Origin of the sequence: Bacillus sp. AG4(2022) (assembly GCF_031844465.1) — a bacterium.
GTDB classification, from domain to species: Bacteria; Bacillota; Bacilli; order Bacillales; family Cytobacillaceae; genus Bacillus_AB; species Bacillus_AB infantis.
This window is the reverse complement of record NZ_JAUZVH010000003.1, coordinates 416,598-435,604: the sequence shown is the minus strand read 5'-3', so window position 1 is coordinate 435,604 and position 19,007 is coordinate 416,598. Positions and strand designations below refer to the sequence as shown.

Sequence of the window (19,007 nt, the reverse complement as noted above, 5' to 3'; positions counted from 1 at the left end):
GAAGGAGGCTGAGTATGGCGACAATCAAGAAAATAGCAGAAAAAGCAGGGGTATCGATTGCCACTGTTTCCAGGGTGCTCAATTATGATGCTTCCCTGTCAGTGACAGATGATACCCGCAAAAAGATTTTTGAAGCCGCGGAAGAGCTTGATTATAAGAAAAAACCTGTCAAAAAGGATGCCGCATTAAAAATTGCAGTCGTTCACTGGTATACAGAGAAAGAAGAGCTGGAAGATCTGTATTATATGTCGATCCGCTATGGCATTGAGCAGCGCTGCCAGCAGCTCGGCATCCAGTATGCCAACTATTTTTATGATGACCTGGAAAAAGCCAGAAGTGAAAGCCTTCAGGGCATTATAGCTGTCGGAAAGTTCAGCAAGGCGCAGGCTGATGCTTTGGGGGAAATTACGGACGCTGTTATTTTTGCAGACTACAGTCCGGATGAAGACCGGTATGACTCTGTTGTCGTAGATTTTGAAAAAGCGGCAGTGAAAATACTGAATTATTTAACAGGTAAAGGCCATCAAACCATTGGCTATATCGGCGGACAAGAGGTTTTTAAAGACGAATCGGGCGGAATTGAAGATGCACGTGAAAGAGCCTACAGAAATTATATGGCAAGCCGCGGGCTTCTGGATGAAGGTAATATCTATATCGGAAGCTTTACGGTGGACAGCGGCTATACGCTGATGAACAAGATGATAGAGGATAAAGGGGAGAGTCTCCCGACCGCGGTATTTGCAGGCAATGATCTGATTGCCATCGGCTGCCTGAGGGCCCTCCACGAAGCCGGCATCCAGGTTCCGGAGCGTGTCAATGTGATCGGGATCAATGATATCAGTGTATCCAAATATATATTCCCGGCGCTGACCACCTTGAAGGTGCATACAGAGCCGATGGGCGAGGTGGCCGTCGACTTATTCTTGGAAAGAAATCAGGGCAGGAAGATCGCAAAGAAGGTGTTTCTTGCGACTGAACTGATTGCCCGGAGCAGCAGTTTCTAACTTTGTGAAGCAGGAGATGACGATATGGAACTTCAAACAATGATTAATGACTTTCAAACCATATATACTGACTCTATGGTAGGGGATGCCAGGCTTTTCTTTTCTCCAGGGAGGATCAATCTGATCGGGGAGCACACTGACTATAATGGCGGCCATGTATTCCCCTGTGCCATTACGCTTGGGACATATGGAGCGGTTAAGAAGCGGAACGACAGGATTGTCCGGGTATATTCAAAGAATTTCCCTGATGCAGGCATCGTCGAATTTTCGTTGGGTGAACTGGAGTATAAAAAAGAACATGGCTGGGCGAATTTTCCGAAAGGTATGATTGCTTATATAGAAGAAGCCGGCTGGAAGCTGCCAGTCGGGATCGATTTATACGTGTACGGGAATATCCCGAACGGCGCCGGGCTTTCTTCATCTGCTTCACTTGAAATGCTGATCGGAGTAACTGTTAATGAGCTATTTGGTTTTAATATCGGAAGGATTGAACTTGTAAAGCTTGGGAAAAAAGTCGAGAACGAATTCATTGGCGTCAACAGCGGCATCATGGATCAGTTTGCCATTGGCATGGGCCAGGCTGGAAGCGCCATCCTGCTTGACTGTAATACTTTGAAGTATGAATATGCCCCTATCAATCTGGAAGATTATCAGATCATGGTCATGAATACGAATAAGCGCAGGGAGCTGGCAGATTCAAAGTATAATGAACGGCGGAGCGAGTGTGAAGCAGCGCTTGCTAAGCTTCAGTCTAAGCTTTCCATTTCATCACTTGGTGAATTATCAGAGGATGAATTTGAACAGCATAAGCAGCTGATCGGGGATAAAGTCCTGGAAAAAAGGGCGAAGCATGCCGTCTGTGAAAACCAGCGGACGCTAAAAGCTTTCAAGGCTTTGCAGGAAGGGCGCCTTGAAGACTTCGGAAAGCTGATGAATGAGTCGCATCAGTCGCTGAAAAATGATTATGAAGTAACCGGAAAAGAGCTCGATGCTCTGGTGGAAGCCGCCTGGCAGCAGGAAGGCACGCTTGGGGCCCGTATGACCGGTGCGGGGTTTGGCGGATGTGCGATTGCCATTGTTGAGAAAGACAAAGCTGCTTCTTTCATTGAAGAGGTTGGCAATAAATATATGGAAAGAATCGGCTATGCTGCAGATTTCTATGCAGCGAGTGTCGGGGATGGAACCAAGGAAATCATTTTGGAGGTGCAGGGATGAGTATTTTAGTTCTTGGCGGTGCAGGATATATTGGTTCACATGCTGTTTATCAGCTGATCGACCAGAATTATGAAGCGGTAGTTGTCGACAGCCTGGAGACAGGCCACAGGGAAGCGGTTCACCCGGATGCGAAGTTTTATCAGGGGGACATACGCGACAGGGAGTTTCTGCGCAGTGTGTTTGAAAAGGAAAGCATTGACGGCGTCCTCCATTTTGCTGCCAACTCGCTTGTAGGCGAATCTATGGAGAATCCGCTGAAATACTTCAACAATAATGTCTACGGTACTCAGGTGCTGCTCGAAGTGATGAACGAGTTCGATGTGAAGAATATTGTGTTCTCTTCGACCGCTGCCACCTATGGAGAGCAGAAAACAATGCCGATTACGGAAGAGATGCCTGCCAATCCTACGAACGCCTATGGCGAAACCAAGCTGACGATGGAAAAAATCATGAAATGGTGTGAAGCGGCCCATGATTTGAAATACGTATCACTACGCTATTTCAATGTGGCGGGGGCAAGGCCGACAGGAGAGATCGGGGAAGACCATCAGCCTGAGACCCATCTGATCCCGATCATTCTCCAGGTCGCCCTTGGACAGAGGGAGCACATTTCAATATTTGGCGATGATTATGACACAGCGGATGGAACCTGCATCCGTGATTACATCCATGTCGAAGATCTAATCGATGCCCATCTGCTTGCCCTCCAGTATCTGCAGAAAGGCGGAAAAAGCGAGATCATCAACCTTGGAAGCGGGCAGGGCTTTTCTGTTAAGGAAATGATCGAGGCAGTCCGTGAGGTGACCGGACATGAGATTCCGGGTAAAGTCGTTCCCAGAAGAAGCGGGGACCCAAGCACCCTTATCGCTTCCTCACAGAAAGCAAAAACAGTTCTCGGATGGAACCCGCAAAGAACAAGCATCAAGCAGATCATTGAAGACGCGTGGAGCTGGCATCAGGCACATCCGCACGGCTATAACGAATAAGGAGGGCTTGGAATGGACGTTTATACGAGCATAGAGACGCTGGTGAACCGGGCAGCAGCCCTCGGAATGATTGAGCAGCGTGACATAATTTATGCGCGAAATCAAATCATGTCTTTGATTGGGCTTGTTGACTATCCGGAGCATGCCGAAGCAGGGGAAAAGAGTATTCCCGATCTTTTGGAAGACCTGGTTGAGCATGCGGTGGCTGAAGGCATTATAACCAGCCTTGAAAGCGATAAAGATATTATCTCAAGCAAAATTATGGATGTGGTTGTTCCAAAGCCTTCTTCTGTGAATAAAGAGTTCTATGAAAAATATGAGAAAAGCCCTGCAGAGGCTACCAGGTATTTTTACGACCTCAGCCGGAACAGCAACTATATTCAGACCAAAAGCATTGCAAAGAATATAAATTATAAAATCGCCACCGAATATGGCGAGCTGGACATCACGATCAATCTGTCCAAGCCTGAGAAGGATCCGGAGCAGATAGCACGCGAACGGGAGATGAAGATTGTTTCCTCCAATTATCCGAAATGCCTGCTATGTGCAGAAAATGAAGGATATGCAGGGCGTCCGGGGCATCCGGCGCGCTCTAACCACCGGATCATCGACCTGGAGCTGTCTGATGAACCGTGGTTTCTGCAATATTCGCCGTATGTATATTATAACGAGCACTGTATCGTCCTTTGCGGGGAGCACCGCAATATGAAAATCGACCGCAGCACTTTTGCGAGACTGCTGGAGTTTACAGGGAAATTTCCGCATTATTTCGTTGGCTCCAATGCGGATCTGCCGATTGTCGGCGGATCCATACTCAGCCATGATCACTATCAGGGAGGCAGCTATGAGTTTGCTATGGCTGGTGCAGATGAAATCGGCTCGTTCCAGCTAACCCGTTTCCCCGATATAAGCGCCAGCATGCTAAGATGGCCGTTATCTGTTATACGCCTGAGAGGCCAAAAACAGGAAGAGCTCGCTGATGCTGCTGAAATGATTCTTGAAGCATGGGTTCAATACAGTGATACAGAAGCTGAAATAGAGGCATTTACTGAAGAGACGAGGCATAACACCATTACACCAATTGCGAGAAAGCGGGATGGCCTCTATGAATTGGATCTTGTCCTCAGGAACAACCGCACGAGCACTGAGCATCCGCTCGGCATTTTTCATCCCCATGCCGATGTCCATCATATTAAAAAAGAGAACATCGGCCTGATTGAAGTGATGGGACTGGCCGTTCTGCCTGCGCGTCTGGAAAAGGAAATCAGTGAGATAGAGAAGTTTCTGCTGGACCAGCCTGCAGAGGTAAAGGACTATCATCTGCCATGGGCTGCTGAAATGAAAGTGAAGTATGCAGATGAGTTAACCGGCAAAACAGCGGGATCTATTATACGGAAAGAAATCGGGTATAAGTTTGTAAGGGTTCTTGAGGATGCAGGCGTGTTCAAGCAGACTGAATCCGGCCTGGCGGCATTCCGCAGGTTTGCTGATCTCCTGGCGGGACTTGATTGATTGGAGCAATGAATTACATTTTTTAAAAGAATGGGAGTCTTGCAAATGAAGGCAGTTAGAGAGAAGTTTGCAGAGCTGGATGGACGGACAGTTTCCATCTTTACACTGGTGAATAGGCAGGGAATGGAGGTTTCCTGCCTCGATTATGGGTGTATCATCACGAAAATCCTTGTGCCGGACCGGGATGGGCGGATGGAAAATGTGGTCCTGGGCTTTGATACTCTGGAAGAATACCAGCAGCATTCCCCTTACTTTGGAGCCGTTTGCGGGCGCCATGCCGGGAGGATTGCCGGAGGGGAATTCGAGCTGAACGGGAAAACCTATAAGCTTGCCAAAAATAATGGCGGAAATAATCTTCACGGCGGAGTGGAAGGTTTTGATAAAAAGCTGTGGGATGCAGAAGTCACAGAAGGCCCGGATTCAGCAAGCGTCATTTTCCGGTACGTCAGCAAGGATGGCGAAGAAGGCTATCCAGGAAACCTTGAGATGAAGGTTACTTACACATTGAATGACCGGAACGAACTGGAGATCAGCTATGAAGGAACCAGTGATGAAGATACGATCGTCAATGTAACGAATCATTCGTATTTTAATCTGAGCGGAGATCTGAAAAGAGATATCCTCGATCATGAACTGACGCTTAAAAGTGACCGGTTTGCGGAACTGAACGAATCACTCATTCCAACAGGGGAGCTCTTGCCTGTCGATGGAACCGTATTTGATTTCACAAAAGGCCGGAAACTTAAGGATGGAAATACCTCGGATAACCCGCAGAATATACGGGTCGGCAACGGGTATGACCATCCATTCCTGCTCGATGAAAACGAGAATGAAGAGATCAGCTTATATGATGCAGAAAGCGGCCGGCGCCTTGTTGTAGAAACAGACCAGCCTGCCGTTGTCCTTTATACAAGCAATACACTGGAGGGGTCATTCTCCATACGCGGTGTAACAGCCGCCAATCATTTGGGCGTTTGCCTGGAGACCCAGGGGCTGCCGGATGCGGTGCATCACCCGGAATTTCCATCATGTATTTTGAAAGCAGGGGAAAGCTGCCGGTCGGTTACTGCTTTTAAGTTTTCACAAGAATAGTAAGGAGCGCCATAGGCTAAGCCTGTACAGTATATCTGTGCAGGCTTTTTCTTTTAGTGCGGGGAATCCCAAGGTTTGATGAACCGGTGTACCTGAGTTTTCTTATGGAAGCTAAAGCAAAGCATTCTTATAGAAATCTGTTCTGCATTGAGGGGTAACGGGATAACTGGTTACCGAAAGAGTTTTCTGAAAATTTTGCTGGTTAGAACGCAACTTAATTGAATTTCATTCGTAATATAGAGACAGATATTCCGCTGGAAGGATTTTCTATAAAACATAGAAACTCCAAAGGCTCTTAAAGATTCTCTCTGATGCAATCCTTTTTTAAACCAATGTTTCCTATCTTGGAAGGGGGTTATGACCAATGAAAAAGATAAAGCTGTTTGCGGGTCTATTCTTAAGAGAACCGCTGTGGTTCAAGATTTTGATCACAGGATCTCTGTTTTTATCGATTCTATTCAGCAGTTCTGTTTTTGCAGAAGGTGGCGCATTTTTTCAAGGAACTTCGAAAATTGCGGCTGCGGTATTCTTCGGTGCTTGGGGGATAAAGCTTAAGGCAAGCCGGGGGGCTTCAGCTGCTTTATTCATAGCAGCAGCAGTTTGCCTTGGACTCGGTGCAGCGGCCTTTTATTATTAGATAGGGGTAATCAAAAAGATGAAAAACATAAAGATTAGAAGACCCGTTTATGAAGATACAGCTGAACTAAATGATTTTTTTAATATGGTCATAACCGATACGTTTATCAAGGAAGGCATCGGCGGACTTTTAGAGGATATGGAGAAAGAGATTGAAGTGAAAAAAGAGTACCTGCTGCAGGATCTATCAAGCCGGGGAGAGGCCCGGTATTTTTTGCTTGCGCAGGCAGGCGGGAAGATAATCGGGACTGTTGAATTTGGGCCGGCCAGCAGGCTGATTCTTGAGAACACCAATCAGGAGTACAGCCATTTATTTGAAGTTGGCACCGTCTTTGTTCATCCTGATGTTCAGGGAGAGGGTATCGGCAGCAAGTTGCTGAGCAGCCTTTACCCTGTTTTTTGCGAAAGGGGAATTGAAGAATTCTGTATGGACAGCGGGTACAAAAGGGCCCAGGAAATTTGGAAGATGAAGTTTTGACAGCCTGCGGTTGTAATAGAGAATTATTGGGGAAAGGGTTCCCATCATATGATTTGGCGGCCGCGGACGGATGAACTGCTGGGAAGCTTCAGTTAAGATAGCAATCAAGATTAGCGGAATGTTTTCGTATTTAATACAAAGGAGTGCTAAAAAGGGGAGGAATTCCGATGAAAAAAATAGCGGGGGAATGCCCAAAATGCGAAGGGAAGGAATTGGGCAAAGGCAGTCAGCACGGATATGGGACAATCATACCCGACAATAGGATGAGCTTTGGATCACCCGTTGAGCATATCATCTGCACGGGCTGCGGTTACATAATTGAGAGCTATGTTACAAAGCCGGAAAAATTTAAGGGGACCATTTTCTAGAAGAATGCTGCCAGTGCCAGGCACCGTCTGTGGACAAATAGCGGGTAGTTGTCTTTTTGCGGTGCCAGGCACGCTGAATGAGGAAAAGGCATGATCTCAGCCGATCATGCCTTTTCCTGCTGCTTCCACTTATAGTAGTTATAGCAGAACTGGCCAATGAACACGAAGAACAGCAGGGCGGAAAGTGACAGCATATAGATAGTTTCAAGATCCGTGAGATAAAACATCAGGATCAGGAAGAGAATGAGGAAAGGGAGCTCCCATAAGGAGCGAATCATTTTTCTTCTATGGCTCAATTGATAGTAAGACAAAACAAATCCCTTGTCCTTCTTTTCTCCATTCTTCTTAATATAGGACATAATAGCAGACAGAACTAAAACAATGCAAAGGTTAACAACAAGAAAGGTTGGCATAGGCGTTCACCTCTTTCATGATTACCAGCAGGGATGTAAGAGTTGTGATTACATAATCTTCCTTGTCATTATATACGAACGAGCAGCCATTTTGTTTCACCGTGTCTGGCACCCTTCGTGGACAAAAGGCCGGATACTGTCTTTTTGCGGTGCCTGGCACGGCGGGAGGAACGCTAGGTATTTCGTCGGGATATGCGGAAGCTGGCCCTTCAAGATTGAATCACCATTCATCAATATGGTAAAGTGCAATTATCATTTAAGAGGAGGATAACCATGCTACCGAATACTCAGCAGCAAATTCAGCTTGCTTCACGTCCGAAAGGGACACCTGTGAAGGATGATTTCCGTTTTGCCGATGTTAAGGTCGAGGAACCGAAGGAAGGAGAGGTTCTTCTTCAGACGGTCTACCTGTCTGTGGATCCTTATATGCGCGGGCGGATGTCTGACGCAAAATCGTATGTAGAGCCATTTAAGCTCGATGAGGCGCTTCACGGCGGAGGGGTGGCCAAGGTTGTAAAGTCCCAATCGGCTGCATTTAATGAAGGTGATTATATTGTCGGAATGCTGCCTTGGCAGGAATATTCCGTTGCCTCAGAAAAGGCTGTCCGCAAAATTGATCCTCAGGTTGCACCGGTCTCAACTCACCTTGGGATCCTGGGAATGCCAGGTTTGACTGCCTATTTTGGGCTTCTTGATATCGGGCAGCCGAAGGAAAATGAAACCGTCGTTGTTTCAGGTGCGGCAGGTGCAGTAGGATCCGCAGTCGGCCAGATTGCTAAGATCAAGGGTGCCCGGGTAGTCGGGATTGCAGGGTCCGATGAGAAGATTTCTTATCTGAAGGATGAGCTTGGATTCGATGAAGCCATCAATTACAAAACAGCAGGCGATATCCGCGAGGCATTGGAAAAGGCCTGTCCGGACGGCATTGATGTTTATTTTGAAAATGTCGGCGGAGAAATTGGCGATGCAGCCATCAGCCTTTTGAACAAATTTGGCAGGGTGCCGGTATGCGGAGCTATCTCAGCTTATAACAAGCAGGGTGAAGATACAGGTCCGCGCGTCCAGGGCCAGCTGATCAAAACGAGCGCGCTCATGAAAGGCTTCACAGTCGGGGATTACGCCAGCCGCTACAAAGAAGCAGCTGCCGACCTCGGCAAATGGGTCAGCGAAGGAAAGCTCAAATACGAAGAAACAGTAACGGAAGGATTTGATAATATCCTTGATGCCTTCCTTGGACTATTTGAAGGAAAGAATATGGGCAAGCAGCTGGTGAAGGTTGCAGAAGATAAATAAAATTGAATGAAGGGAAGCGCTGGTCCAGAGGGGCTGGCGTTTTCTTGTTTTTACCATAAAATGTATTATTTATTGAATCAAGTGATTTTTATGTAGAAAAAAGCAAAATTTATTAGAATCATTCAGTTTTTATGTAGAAATATTAAAAAATTTGGTAGAATCATATTCATTTAGATAATCTATCGCTATCTTACATCGGAATTTTCCTGTATTTAATTATGAAAACGTTTACGGCAGTGATTTATAATAAAGAAAAACACAAATTCCTGCATGGAGGGGTCAATTATGCCAAAGGAAGAGCTGTGCAGAGTGCTGATTGTAGATGATGAGGTTTTAATCAGGCAGGGAATTAAGCATTATATGGATTATGAGCAGGCTGGATTCAGGATTGCGGGTGAGGCATCGAATGGGCAGGAGGCACTGGACATGATTGAGGCGTTGAGGCCGCATATCATTCTGACAGACATTGTCATGCCAATCATGGATGGAGAAGAACTCACAAGGATTGTGACTGAACGTTATCCTGATATAAAGATTGTTGTATTGAGCAGCTATGGGGAGTTCGACTATGTCAGAGCAGCTTTCCAGAACGGGGCGGTTGACTATATATTAAAACCGAAGCTTGATGCGGAAGGGCTGCTGAAAGTACTCCAGGCAGCTGCCAGCAAGATTCCCTCCCTCCTGCAAACCGGGGGAAACAGCAGCCATTCAATAGAATCAGTGATAGAAAAGCTGGCTGCAGGCTATGAAGCGGTTATGGACCAGTCAGCTATAGAAGAAAGTTTTCCCTTTGGAACTTTTTATCTTCTTGGCATTGAGGCAAAACGTGCAGCAAGTACTGCCGCAGAGCTTGTCCATCAAGTTAAAGCAGGGATCAGTCAAAAGGCGCCTAAAGCCGCTGCAATTCCCTTTTTTACAGACGAAAGCATTGCAGGGATATTGATCAATATAGAAAAAGAAGAGGAAGCCCGGCTTTTCCTTGTGATTGAGGAAGCTGCTGCACGTGCAGATACGGCTGCAGTGGCGCTCAGCCGTAAATTTGAAGGCTTATCCGATCTCGGTGCTGTGTGGAAGGACAGCATACTGAATCTGCTTCCCTATTCCTTTTATTTTCCTGAAAAAGGGGTCTTAAAGGAAGAAGATCTGCCTGCAGCTTCTTCAGAGAGGAATGAGTTCAGCCTGGAACGGTTTACAGAGGAATTCAAGAACGGAAATGTTCATTCTGCACTGGCCTATCTGAGTGAGCATACCTCTTCCCTGGCGAAGGACAGTTCTATTGCGCCTTTTGAATTTAAAGCATTTTTAGGGAATGCGATTTTTAATATTACGGTCATTCTGGGAAATATGACTGTTGAAGCGGATGCGATCCAAAAGAAAAAATATGAATACTTTAAGGCTGTTGAAGATGCAGGGACTGCCTCAGAGGCACTTGATGTTCTGGCACGTTTTATAAAAGAGGTGGATGAATTACTGATTCCTGCTGACAACCAAAACGGGATTACCATAAAAAAAATTATTGAATACATGAAAGAACACTATGCCGAGCCTATTACCCTGACAGAAGCAGCCAGGCACTTTCATTTTAATCCGTCCTATTTATCCAGCTACTTTTCGGCCCATAACGAGGGAAGCTTTATTGAGCAGCTGAACAAAATCAGGATTGAGGAGGCCTCTAAGCTATTGCTGAAGGGGGAGGCCACGATATCGGAAATCAGCGGGCTGGTCGGATTTTCAGATCACAGCTATTTCTGCAGGGTGTTCAAGAAAAGGACGGGGCTGTCGCCAAGCCAGTATAAACGAAAATATTTTACAAGATAAGAGATGAGCGACTATGAGACTTAACGGATTATTTATGAAGCAGTTCCTTTTCACAGTGTTTATTATTATATCGGTTGCCGCTGTGCTGACTGTCACAATCGTCAGGATGTCAGAGCAGTTTTTTATCGACAGGTTCAGCATAACCAACTCAAAGGTAATGAATCAGGTGAAGGACAGCTTTGAATCCTTCCATTACTCTATCGTGACAGCTTCCAATAATGTTCTGCAAAATGGGACTGTCAAACGGATACTGACAGATGAAGAAACAGAATATGAGCAGATGGTTTCATATTTTAATATGTACCAGCAGATGAACAGGATCAAATCCTATCTTGACGCCTATGAAATTGGCATTGTCGTGACAGGCAAGAATGGAATAGACTATGCGACCGACCGTCCTTATTGGCCCATAACCGATGAGGAGCTTAGAAGGAGTGCCATCCGGAAAAACACCATCCGGAATCCCAAGAGGCTTTTGTATCAGTATGACTATAGGCCGGGGAAGGATATTGAGTCGGATGACAGGAATTTCATCGTCGCCACGAGAGCCATCAGGGAGCCGATTTCGGGGAGGGATTATGGTGAGATGTATTTTGCCATCCAGGAAAAAGAATTCAAAAAGTTTTATGCCAGTTATACCAGTCCTGGAAATCATGTCTTCATTACCAATAATTCGGGTGTGATACTTTCCAGCAGCCGGCCGGACCTGATTGGCCGGACGTCAACTGATCTGCGCCGCTATACGGAGGAATTGAAAGGACCTGAGCCTTATAAAGTGGGGAATTTCATGGGAAAGGATCACATCATCCTCATGGAATATCTGCCTTCCTTTGATTTGTATCTATTCAATGTCATAGATAAGGAAGTAGCGTTCGGAGATTTGATTGATAAAAGCGATATCGCGCAAATTGTCATTTTAATTGTAATTGCCGTCCTGTTTATCGTGTTTTTTGCTTCACGCCGGCTTACAAATTCTCTTTCCACTTTAGCACGGCAAATCTCAGGGGCTGCGAAGCATGACTTTGTCCAGTATGTGACTGTGGGAGGGACCTATGAAACAAAGAAAATCGCCTATGCATTCAACAGTATGCTGGACGAGCTGCATGATTATGTCGAGGAACTGATGCAGACACAGAAGGAAAAGCGCAATGCCGAGCTGGCAGCCCTTCAGCAGCAGATCAATCCGCACTTCTTATATAATACGCTCACATCAATCCGTTTTATGGTTCAGCAGGGCGGCAGGCAGGAGGCGGAAAACACCATCATGGCGCTGATATCACTGCTTCAAAACACAATCGGCTCTCCGAGTGAAACCGTGACGGTTAAGCAGGAGCTCGATAATCTTAAAAATTATGCTTTTATTAATCAAAAGCGTTATGGAGACCGGATTAAGACCAATTATTTTGTTTCACCGGACTGCCTGAATGAGCCTATTCCAAATCTGATCCTTCAGCCTTTTATGGAAAATGCCTTTTTCCATGCGTTCAATCGGAAGGATGGAGGCTATATCAATGTACTGATCTGGAAGGAGAACAGCAGGCTGATTTGCGAGGTAGTGGATAATGGTGACGGAATGGAGATTGAGGAAGATAAGCAAATGCCTGCTAAAAGCAAGCAGCAGCTTTTCACCGGCATTGGCGTGAGAAATGTGCATGATAGACTGCAGCTCATTTATGGAGACGATGCGGGTGTATCCATCTCCAGTAAGGCGGGAGACGGGACAACCATCCGGCTCACCATACCGCTCCCACAAGCTTAAAATCGTCCAAGTTTCTAAAGAAAGTCCAAAGAACAACCGGTGAAAACGCATTCATGAGACAAAGATATTACAAATGTAAAAAAAAATCCTCCTAATACTCCCTCCTTTTAAGATGCTACGATAAAGACAGAAAGATAACGCTTACAAAAATAGATGGAGGGGAATCAATGAAAAAGCTGCTGGCCTTTTTATTAATTGCGGTATTGATGCTGTCTGCCTGTTCTTCAGGGTCAGATACTGAAGATGCTTCAGGAGAATCAAAAGATACAAATGAAATAACAGTTTGGGCATGGGATCCAAACTTCAACATCAAAGCTCTCGAACTGGCAAAAGAAGCCTATCAGAAAGAGGATTCTGAGCTTGACGTAAAGATTGTTGAGAATGCACAGGCGGATATCATCCAAAAGCTAAACACAAGCCTGAGCTCAGGGACGGCAAAGGGTCTCCCGAACATCGTCCTGATCGAGGACTATCGGGCGCAAAGCTTCCTGCAGGCATATCCTGATATGTTCTACGAACTGACAGATTCATTCAATGCAGATGATTTCGCACAATACAAGATCGCGCCGACGAGCCTGGATGGCAAGAATTACGGGCTCCCGTTTGATACAGGTGTCACAGGGCTGTATTTCAGAACTGATTACCTTGAGCAGGCAGGCTATACGCCTGAAGATATCCAAAACATTGACTGGGACAAATATATAGAAATCGGTAAAAAGGTTAAAGAAGCTACAGGCAAACATATGCTGACTCAAGACCCGAAAGATCTTGGGCTGATCCGCACCATGATTCAGTCCAGCGGCTCCTGGTATCTGAAGGAAGATGGAAAAACACCTGATTTGGCAGACAATGAAGCATTGAAGGAAGCTTTCAAGACGTACAAGGCAATCCTGGATGCAGACCTTGTTAAACCGGTTTCAGACTGGAGCCAGTTCGTGGCAGGCTTCAACAGCGGAGATGTGGCAACTGTTCCTTCGGGCAACTGGATTACTGCATCCATCAAAGCAGAAGCTGACCAGTCCGGCAAATGGACAGTAGCAGCACAGCCGAAGCAGTCCGGCGTTTCCGGATCAGTAAATGCTTCCAATCTCGGCGGCAGCTCATGGTACGTGCTGAACATTCCTGGAAAAGAGAAAGCTGCAGAATTCCTGGCAAAAACCTTTGGTTCTGATTCAGAGTTTTATCAGACTCTGAATACCGAGATCGGGGCAATCGGCACTTATAAACCAGCTGCTGAAGGAGAGGCATATACATCAGGCGATGACTTCTTCGGCGGCCAAAAGGTTATCTCTGACTTCGCCCAATGGACAGAGCAGATCCCTCAAGTAAACTACGGATTGCACACCTATGCCATTGAAGATATCCTTGCAGTTGAAATGCAGAACTATCTGAAGGGCAAAGATTTGGATAAGGCACTTGAAGACGCACAGGCACAGGCAGAAGCGCAAATTCAATAAAATTAAATAAGAATTAAGCCTCGGGAATTCGCCGGCTACTCCTTTCGGTTTAATGGAGCTAACTGATTATCAGGCGGATGAACGGGGCTTTTTCCTACTAGAACAAGGTTGGGAGCTGATGAATATGATGCCGGCAAAAGCCAGCCAGACAGTGACAGCAGAAAAGCCAGGGCAGGGCCCAGGCACAGCAAGGCCAAATAGAAAATTAAAGATAAAGAATGGTGCAGTGGGATGGTCATTTATCGTCATTGCAGCAGGATTGATTTGCTTGTTTTATTTTTATCCGATGGTACAGGCATTACTTCTTTCGTTTCAGTCAGGGACAGGAGCAAATCTTCAATTCACCGGGATTGATAATTATACCCGGCTTTTGAAGGATCCTACTTTTCTGACGACTCTTAAGAATACTGTGATCTTCTTGATTGTCCAGGTGCCAGTGATGATTATTCTGGCTTTATTCCTTTCTGTATTGCTTAACAACAAAACACTTAAGTGGAAGGGATTATTCCGGACAGCCATCTTTTTACCGTGTGTGACCTCACTGGTAGCCTACTCGGTCATCTTTAAGTACCTTTTCAGCCAGGATGGAATCATTAATATTATGCTGATGAAGCTGGCGCTTATTTCTGAGCCGATTTCCTGGCTCACTGATCCGTTCTGGGCAAAAGTAACGATCATTGTGGCCATCACTTGGCGATGGACGGGTTATAATATGATTTTTTATTTATCGGCTCTTCAAAATGTGGATCAGTCAATCTATGAAGCAGCCAAAATGGACGGGGCCTCTTCTTTTCAGCAGTTCTTCAGAATAACGGTGCCCATGCTGAAGCCGATCATTCTATTTACATCTATTACATCAACAATCGGTACACTGCAGCTGTTTGACGAAGTCATGAATATCACAGCGGGCGGACCGGCAAATGCAACCATGACAATCTCTCAATATATTTATAATCTTTCCTTTAAGTACACACCTGATTTTGGCTATGCTGCAACGGTTTCATATGCCATTGTCATCTTGATTGTCATTTTCTCCATCATTCAGTTTAAAGTGGCAGGTGACAGAAATGAGTAAATCGAATCGTATAATAGGCTACACCGTTCTGATAGTGGCTTCTATCATTTCCATATTCCCATTTCTATGGATGATCGTCAGCTCGACAAACAGGTCAGCAGATGTAACAAAAGGCAGACTTCTTCCGGGCAGCCATTTTATGGATAATGTGACGAATCTCCTGAATACGGTTGATCTCGTTCCAGCCCTGATGAACTCAGCAAAAATCTCGATTTCTACGACTCTGCTGGCGCTTCTGATTGCTTCCCTTGCAGGCTATGGCTTTGAAATCTACCGAAGCCGGGCGAAGGATATTGTGTTCAATATCCTGCTCTTATCAATGATGATTCCGTTTGCTGCTTTAATGGTGCCTTTATTCCGCATGTTCGGAACCATATCGCAGACCATGCCGATGATCGGGATCGACACTCTCACGGCAGCCGTCCTGCCGACGATTACTACCGCTTTCCTGATTTTCTTCTTCAGGCAGAGCACAAAAATGTTTCCGCGCGACATACTCGAAGCCGGGCGGATCGATGGTCTTTCTGAGCTGGGCATCTTTTTCCGCATTTATGTGCCAACCATGAAAACGACTTATGCTGCAGCTGCAATCATCACCTTCATGGCAAGCTGGAACAGCTATCTATGGCCCCTGGTTGTCCTGCAGTCACCGGAAAACCAGACAATTCCGCTTTTGATATCCAACTTAGGTTCAAGCTATTCACCTGACTATGGTGTGATCATGACAGCTATTGTCATTGCGACCCTCCCGTCTGCACTGATTTTCTTCATTATGCAGAAGCACTTCGTGGCAGGGATGATGGGATCGGTTAAATAAACTTTTTATAAAAAGGAAGTGCAGGAAAAATGTCTTCAACTCCATCTTTAAATTGGCTATCGGATGTCAGTGTGTTTGCAGTGAACCGCCTCCCCGCACACTCAGACCATAAATACTATAAAACACTGGAAGAAGCCAGGGCGGGTGCTTCCATGAGCATGCGACACAGCCTGAATGGCAGCTGGAAATTTAATTATTCGGTGAACCCCGATATGAGGCCTGCCGAATTTTACAAGGAAAAATTTTCGTGTGATGGCTGGGATTTCATCAATGTCCCCGGACACATCCAGCTGCAGGGCTACGGCAAACCCCAATATGCGAATACGATGTATCCATGGGACGGCCTTGCTGATATCCGCCCGCCTGAGATTCCGCAGGACGTTAATCCTGTCGGAAGCTATGTAAAAGAATTTACGGTGCCTGAATCTATGGAAGGCAAGCCTCTTTATATTTCATTCCAGGGAGTGGAGTCCGCTTTTTATGTGTGGCTGAACGGAGAATTCGTCGGCTACAGCGAGGACAGCTTTACTCCTGCTGAGTTTGAGCTGACACCATACCTTAAGGATGGTGATAACAAGTTGGCTGTAGAAGTATACCAGCGCAGTACAGGAAGCTGGCTGGAGGATCAGGATTTCTGGCGCTTCTCCGGGATATTCCGGGATGTGTATCTGTATACGGTGCCCGGCACTCACATCAATGACCTTGATGTCAGGACAGAGCTTGATGATCATTTCACCAGCGGTACGCTGAAGGGAAGATTGGAACTGCTGAAGGGCAGTGATGTTCCGTCACGGATTGCAGCAGATTTATATGACGACCTTGGGAACCGGGTTTCCTCAGGAGAGGCAGTTGAAAGCGGCGGGAGCTGGGAATTCACTCTCGGGCTCGACTCTCCTGCATTATGGAGTGCGGAGCAGCCTAACCTGTATAAGCTTTATCTTACGGTATATGGAGAAAACGGAAGCATAGAAGAAGTTATACCGGAAAGGGTTGGGTTCAGAAGGTTTGTAATGAAAGATAAAATCATGACCCTGAACGGACAGCGGATTGTCTTTAAAGGAGTCAACCGGCATGAATTCAATTGCCGGACAGGAAGGGCCATCACCAGGGAGGATATGCTCTGGGATATTAAGATGCTTAAGCAGCATAACATCAATGCTGTGCGCACCTCGCATTATCCGAACCAGAGCCTGTGGTATGAGCTTTGTGATGAATACGGGATTTACGTGATTGATGAAATGAATCTTGAAACACATGGATCATGGCAGAAGATGGGCAAAGTCGAGCCTTCCTGGAATATACCGGGGAATCTGCCGGAATGGCAGGATATCGTCATGGACCGGGCAATTTCCATGTATGAGCGGGATAAGAACCATCCATCCATCCTGATCTGGTCCTGCGGCAATGAATCATATGCAGGCCACGTGATCCTGAACGTCTCAAAATACTTCAAGGAAAAAGACCCCGGCAGGCTCGTTCATTATGAAGGGGTATTCTATGACCGGAATTACAGCGAAACGAGTGACATGGAAAGCCGGATGTATGCCAAGCCGGCCGATATTGAAAAATACTTAACCGAAGATCCCGAAAAGCCATACATCAGCTGTGAATATATGCATGCGATGGGCAACTCGCTTGGAGGCATGTACAAATATACTGATCTGGAAAACAAATACCCGATGTACCAGGGCGGCTTTATTTGGGATTATATTGATCAGTCACTGGTGAAAAAAGACCGTTTCGGCAAAGAATTTCTTGCCTATGGCGGGGACTTTGATGACCGGCCGACCGATTATGGCTTCTGTACGAACGGCATCGTTTATGCCAACCGGGAGCTGTCCCCGAAAATGCAGGAAGTGAAATTCCTTTATCAGGACTTTAAGCTGGAAGTAGAATGGGCCGGTGCCAGGATTAAGAATGAAAGCTTGTTTACTAATCTGGAACAGTATGATCTGCAGTATACACTGCAGCATGAGGGAAATGAGATTTTTAAAGGATTTTCGTCCTTGTCTGTAAATCCAGGTGAAGAAGGATATGCAGCCTTCGAATGGCCTGAAGCTATCAGAGAGAAGGCTGGTGAGTACTGCATTACAGCTTCGCTTATCCTTAGAGAGCCGGAGCAATGGGCTGAGCAGGGGCATGAAGCTGCATTCGGCCAATATATTTTCGAGGTGGAAGGTGAGCAAAAAGCTGAAGCAGTGTCTGGGAAACTAAGGATTGTAGAAGGAGACGTAAATATCGGTGTCCATGGAAGCGATTTTTCCATCATATTCTCTAAGCAGGCTGGAACACTTGTCTCGCTCAAATATGCCGGAAAAGAAATGATTTCGTATCCAGTCTTCCCGCTGTTCTGGAGAGCAACTACAGACAATGACAGGGGATTCGCACAGGGATTCACATCAGGGGCATGGTATGCGGCGAGCCTGGCAAGGCAGTGTACAGCGGTGGAAGTAAAGGAAGAAGAAGCGGGCTCTGCCGAAATTGCGTTCAGCTATCAATTTTCCATCAGCGAAAAAATGAGCGTAAAGGTTCATTACACAGTACGAGAAAATGGTTCCCTGCATGTAAGATCCGTATACAATGGTGCAGATAACCTACCGCAAATGCCGATATTCGCCCTTTCCTTCAAAATGCCGGCTGAATATGAAAAGCTTGACTGGTATGCCCTTGGGCCGGAGGAGAATTATGATGACCGCAGCCGTGGGGCCAGGCTTGGAAGATTCCAGAACACAGTGAAAGATAATGTCTCCGGCTATGTGATGCCGCAGGAGTCCGGAAACCGTACCGGCGTCCGCTCAGTGGACATAACCAATCAGAATGGTTCAGGCATCAGGATCTCAGCAGAAGGGGAGCCGGTGGAGTGTACAGTCTCTCCATACACGGCATTCGAATTGGAGCATGCAAACCATCACTATGAACTGCCTGATATCCATTACACAGTGGTGACGGTTGCCGGCCGCCAGATGGGTGTGGGCGGCGATGACAGCTGGGGGGCTCCTGTCCACAGCGAACATACAATCCAGCCGGAGAAAGACATGGTATTCGAGTTTGTCATTGAACGGGTGTAAGAATTTTTTGAAGCAG

The 19,007-nt window shown here is 46.2% G+C and carries 15 protein-coding genes and 1 pseudogene; 15 read left to right on the top strand and 1 reads right to left on the bottom strand.

Features of this window, described 5'->3' with window-relative positions:
- Nucleotides 1-14: 14 nt before the first annotated feature.
- The 8 genes and pseudogenes from Q9R36_RS11110 to Q9R36_RS11075 all read left to right on the top strand — a co-directional run bounded on the left by Q9R36_RS11110 (nucleotide 15) and on the right by Q9R36_RS11075 (nucleotide 7,291).
- The gene (locus Q9R36_RS11110) at nucleotides 15-1,004 is read left to right on the top strand and encodes a LacI family DNA-binding transcriptional regulator (protein WP_129613866.1); all 990 of its coding nucleotides are present in this window, start codon (nucleotides 15-17) and stop codon (nucleotides 1,002-1,004) included.
- A 39-nt stretch (nucleotides 1,005-1,043) separates the two neighbouring features.
- Nucleotides 1,044-2,219: a galactokinase gene (locus Q9R36_RS11105; RefSeq protein ID WP_311225150.1), complete on the top strand. Its 1,176-nt coding sequence runs from the start codon at nucleotides 1,044-1,046 to the stop codon at nucleotides 2,217-2,219.
- Nucleotides 2,216-3,205, top strand: coding sequence for a UDP-glucose 4-epimerase GalE (gene galE, locus Q9R36_RS11100; RefSeq protein WP_311225119.1), 990 nt, complete (start codon nucleotides 2,216-2,218; stop codon nucleotides 3,203-3,205). The genes Q9R36_RS11105 and galE overlap by 4 nt, the downstream gene beginning before the upstream one ends.
- 12 nt (nucleotides 3,206-3,217) lie before the next feature.
- The gene (gene galT / locus Q9R36_RS11095; protein ID WP_311225118.1) at nucleotides 3,218-4,717 is read left to right on the top strand and encodes a UDP-glucose--hexose-1-phosphate uridylyltransferase; all 1,500 of its coding nucleotides are present in this window, start codon (nucleotides 3,218-3,220) and stop codon (nucleotides 4,715-4,717) included.
- A 45-nt stretch (nucleotides 4,718-4,762) separates the two neighbouring features.
- Nucleotides 4,763-5,809: an aldose epimerase family protein gene (locus tag Q9R36_RS11090; RefSeq protein WP_311225117.1), complete on the top strand. Its 1,047-nt coding sequence runs from the start codon at nucleotides 4,763-4,765 to the stop codon at nucleotides 5,807-5,809.
- A gap of 364 nt (nucleotides 5,810-6,173) precedes the next feature.
- Entirely contained in the window at nucleotides 6,174-6,446 is a 273-nt protein-coding gene (locus Q9R36_RS11085) for a hypothetical protein (protein WP_311225116.1), read from the top strand.
- 18 nt (nucleotides 6,447-6,464) lie between these two features.
- Nucleotides 6,465-7,019 (top strand): annotated as a pseudogene (locus tag Q9R36_RS11080) (N-acetyltransferase family protein).
- 71 nt (nucleotides 7,020-7,090) lie between these two features.
- Nucleotides 7,091-7,291: a hypothetical protein gene (locus Q9R36_RS11075; protein ID WP_009792469.1), complete on the top strand. Its 201-nt coding sequence runs from the start codon at nucleotides 7,091-7,093 to the stop codon at nucleotides 7,289-7,291.
- 104 nt (nucleotides 7,292-7,395) lie between these two features.
- Here the strand turns inward: Q9R36_RS11075 and Q9R36_RS11070 are convergent, their stop codons facing one another.
- The gene (locus Q9R36_RS11070) at nucleotides 7,396-7,704 is read right to left on the bottom strand and encodes a hypothetical protein (protein WP_311225115.1); all 309 of its coding nucleotides are present in this window, start codon (nucleotides 7,702-7,704) and stop codon (nucleotides 7,396-7,398) included.
- A gap of 273 nt (nucleotides 7,705-7,977) precedes the next feature.
- On the opposite strand from Q9R36_RS11070, the gene Q9R36_RS11065 reads away from it, so the two are divergent.
- The 7 genes from Q9R36_RS11065 (at nucleotide 7,978) to lacZ (ending at nucleotide 18,991) form a co-directional block, all read left to right on the top strand.
- Nucleotides 7,978-8,997 carry an NADP-dependent oxidoreductase gene (locus Q9R36_RS11065; RefSeq protein ID WP_311225114.1) on the top strand — a complete coding sequence of 340 codons (1,020 nt, stop codon included), beginning with the start codon at nucleotides 7,978-7,980 and terminating at the stop codon, nucleotides 8,995-8,997.
- Between the two features lie 285 nt (nucleotides 8,998-9,282).
- The gene (locus Q9R36_RS11060) at nucleotides 9,283-10,815 is read left to right on the top strand and encodes a response regulator transcription factor (RefSeq protein ID WP_311225113.1); all 1,533 of its coding nucleotides are present in this window, start codon (nucleotides 9,283-9,285) and stop codon (nucleotides 10,813-10,815) included.
- A gap of 13 nt (nucleotides 10,816-10,828) precedes the next feature.
- A complete protein-coding gene (locus Q9R36_RS11055) occupies nucleotides 10,829-12,574 on the top strand; it encodes a cache domain-containing sensor histidine kinase (protein WP_311225112.1) in 1,746 nt (581 codons plus the stop codon).
- Between the two features lie 167 nt (nucleotides 12,575-12,741).
- Nucleotides 12,742-14,031 (top strand): ABC transporter substrate-binding protein, encoded by a 1,290-nt coding sequence (locus Q9R36_RS11050; protein ID WP_311225111.1) that lies wholly within the window; start codon nucleotides 12,742-12,744, stop codon nucleotides 14,029-14,031.
- A gap of 124 nt (nucleotides 14,032-14,155) precedes the next feature.
- Complete coding sequence (locus Q9R36_RS11045) at nucleotides 14,156-15,106, top strand: carbohydrate ABC transporter permease (RefSeq protein WP_374703166.1); 951 nt, start codon at nucleotides 14,156-14,158, stop codon at nucleotides 15,104-15,106.
- Nucleotides 15,099-15,923, top strand: coding sequence for a carbohydrate ABC transporter permease (locus Q9R36_RS11040; protein WP_022543283.1), 825 nt, complete (start codon nucleotides 15,099-15,101; stop codon nucleotides 15,921-15,923). The genes Q9R36_RS11045 and Q9R36_RS11040 overlap by 8 nt, the downstream gene beginning before the upstream one ends.
- 29 nt (nucleotides 15,924-15,952) lie before the next feature.
- Complete coding sequence (gene lacZ / locus Q9R36_RS11035) at nucleotides 15,953-18,991, top strand: beta-galactosidase, LacZ type (RefSeq protein ID WP_129613874.1); 3,039 nt, start codon at nucleotides 15,953-15,955, stop codon at nucleotides 18,989-18,991.
- The last annotated feature ends 16 nt before the right edge of the window (nucleotides 18,992-19,007 follow it).

What these genes read in the sequence shown, in the direction of transcription:
- Q9R36_RS11110 (WP_129613866.1), top strand. Translation starts at nt 15, where the DNA reads ATGGCGACAATCAAGAAAATAGCAGAAAAAGCAGGGGTATCGATTGCC.
- Q9R36_RS11105 (WP_311225150.1), top strand. Translation starts at nt 1,044, where the DNA reads ATGATTAATGACTTTCAAACCATATATACTGACTCTATGGTAGGGGAT.
- galE (WP_311225119.1), top strand. Translation starts at nt 2,216, where the DNA reads ATGAGTATTTTAGTTCTTGGCGGTGCAGGATATATTGGTTCACATGCT.
- galT (WP_311225118.1), top strand. Translation starts at nt 3,218, where the DNA reads ATGGACGTTTATACGAGCATAGAGACGCTGGTGAACCGGGCAGCAGCC.
- Q9R36_RS11090 (WP_311225117.1), top strand. Translation starts at nt 4,763, where the DNA reads ATGAAGGCAGTTAGAGAGAAGTTTGCAGAGCTGGATGGACGGACAGTT.
- Q9R36_RS11085 (WP_311225116.1), top strand. Translation starts at nt 6,174, where the DNA reads ATGAAAAAGATAAAGCTGTTTGCGGGTCTATTCTTAAGAGAACCGCTG.
- Q9R36_RS11075 (WP_009792469.1), top strand. Translation starts at nt 7,091, where the DNA reads ATGAAAAAAATAGCGGGGGAATGCCCAAAATGCGAAGGGAAGGAATTG.
- Q9R36_RS11070 (WP_311225115.1), bottom strand. Translation starts at nt 7,704, where the DNA reads ATGCCAACCTTTCTTGTTGTTAACCTTTGCATTGTTTTAGTTCTGTCT.
- Q9R36_RS11065 (WP_311225114.1), top strand. Translation starts at nt 7,978, where the DNA reads ATGCTACCGAATACTCAGCAGCAAATTCAGCTTGCTTCACGTCCGAAA.
- Q9R36_RS11060 (WP_311225113.1), top strand. Translation starts at nt 9,283, where the DNA reads ATGCCAAAGGAAGAGCTGTGCAGAGTGCTGATTGTAGATGATGAGGTT.
- Q9R36_RS11055 (WP_311225112.1), top strand. Translation starts at nt 10,829, where the DNA reads ATGAGACTTAACGGATTATTTATGAAGCAGTTCCTTTTCACAGTGTTT.
- Q9R36_RS11050 (WP_311225111.1), top strand. Translation starts at nt 12,742, where the DNA reads ATGAAAAAGCTGCTGGCCTTTTTATTAATTGCGGTATTGATGCTGTCT.
- Q9R36_RS11045 (WP_374703166.1), top strand. Translation starts at nt 14,156, where the DNA reads ATGATGCCGGCAAAAGCCAGCCAGACAGTGACAGCAGAAAAGCCAGGG.
- Q9R36_RS11040 (WP_022543283.1), top strand. Translation starts at nt 15,099, where the DNA reads ATGAGTAAATCGAATCGTATAATAGGCTACACCGTTCTGATAGTGGCT.
- lacZ (WP_129613874.1), top strand. Translation starts at nt 15,953, where the DNA reads ATGTCTTCAACTCCATCTTTAAATTGGCTATCGGATGTCAGTGTGTTT.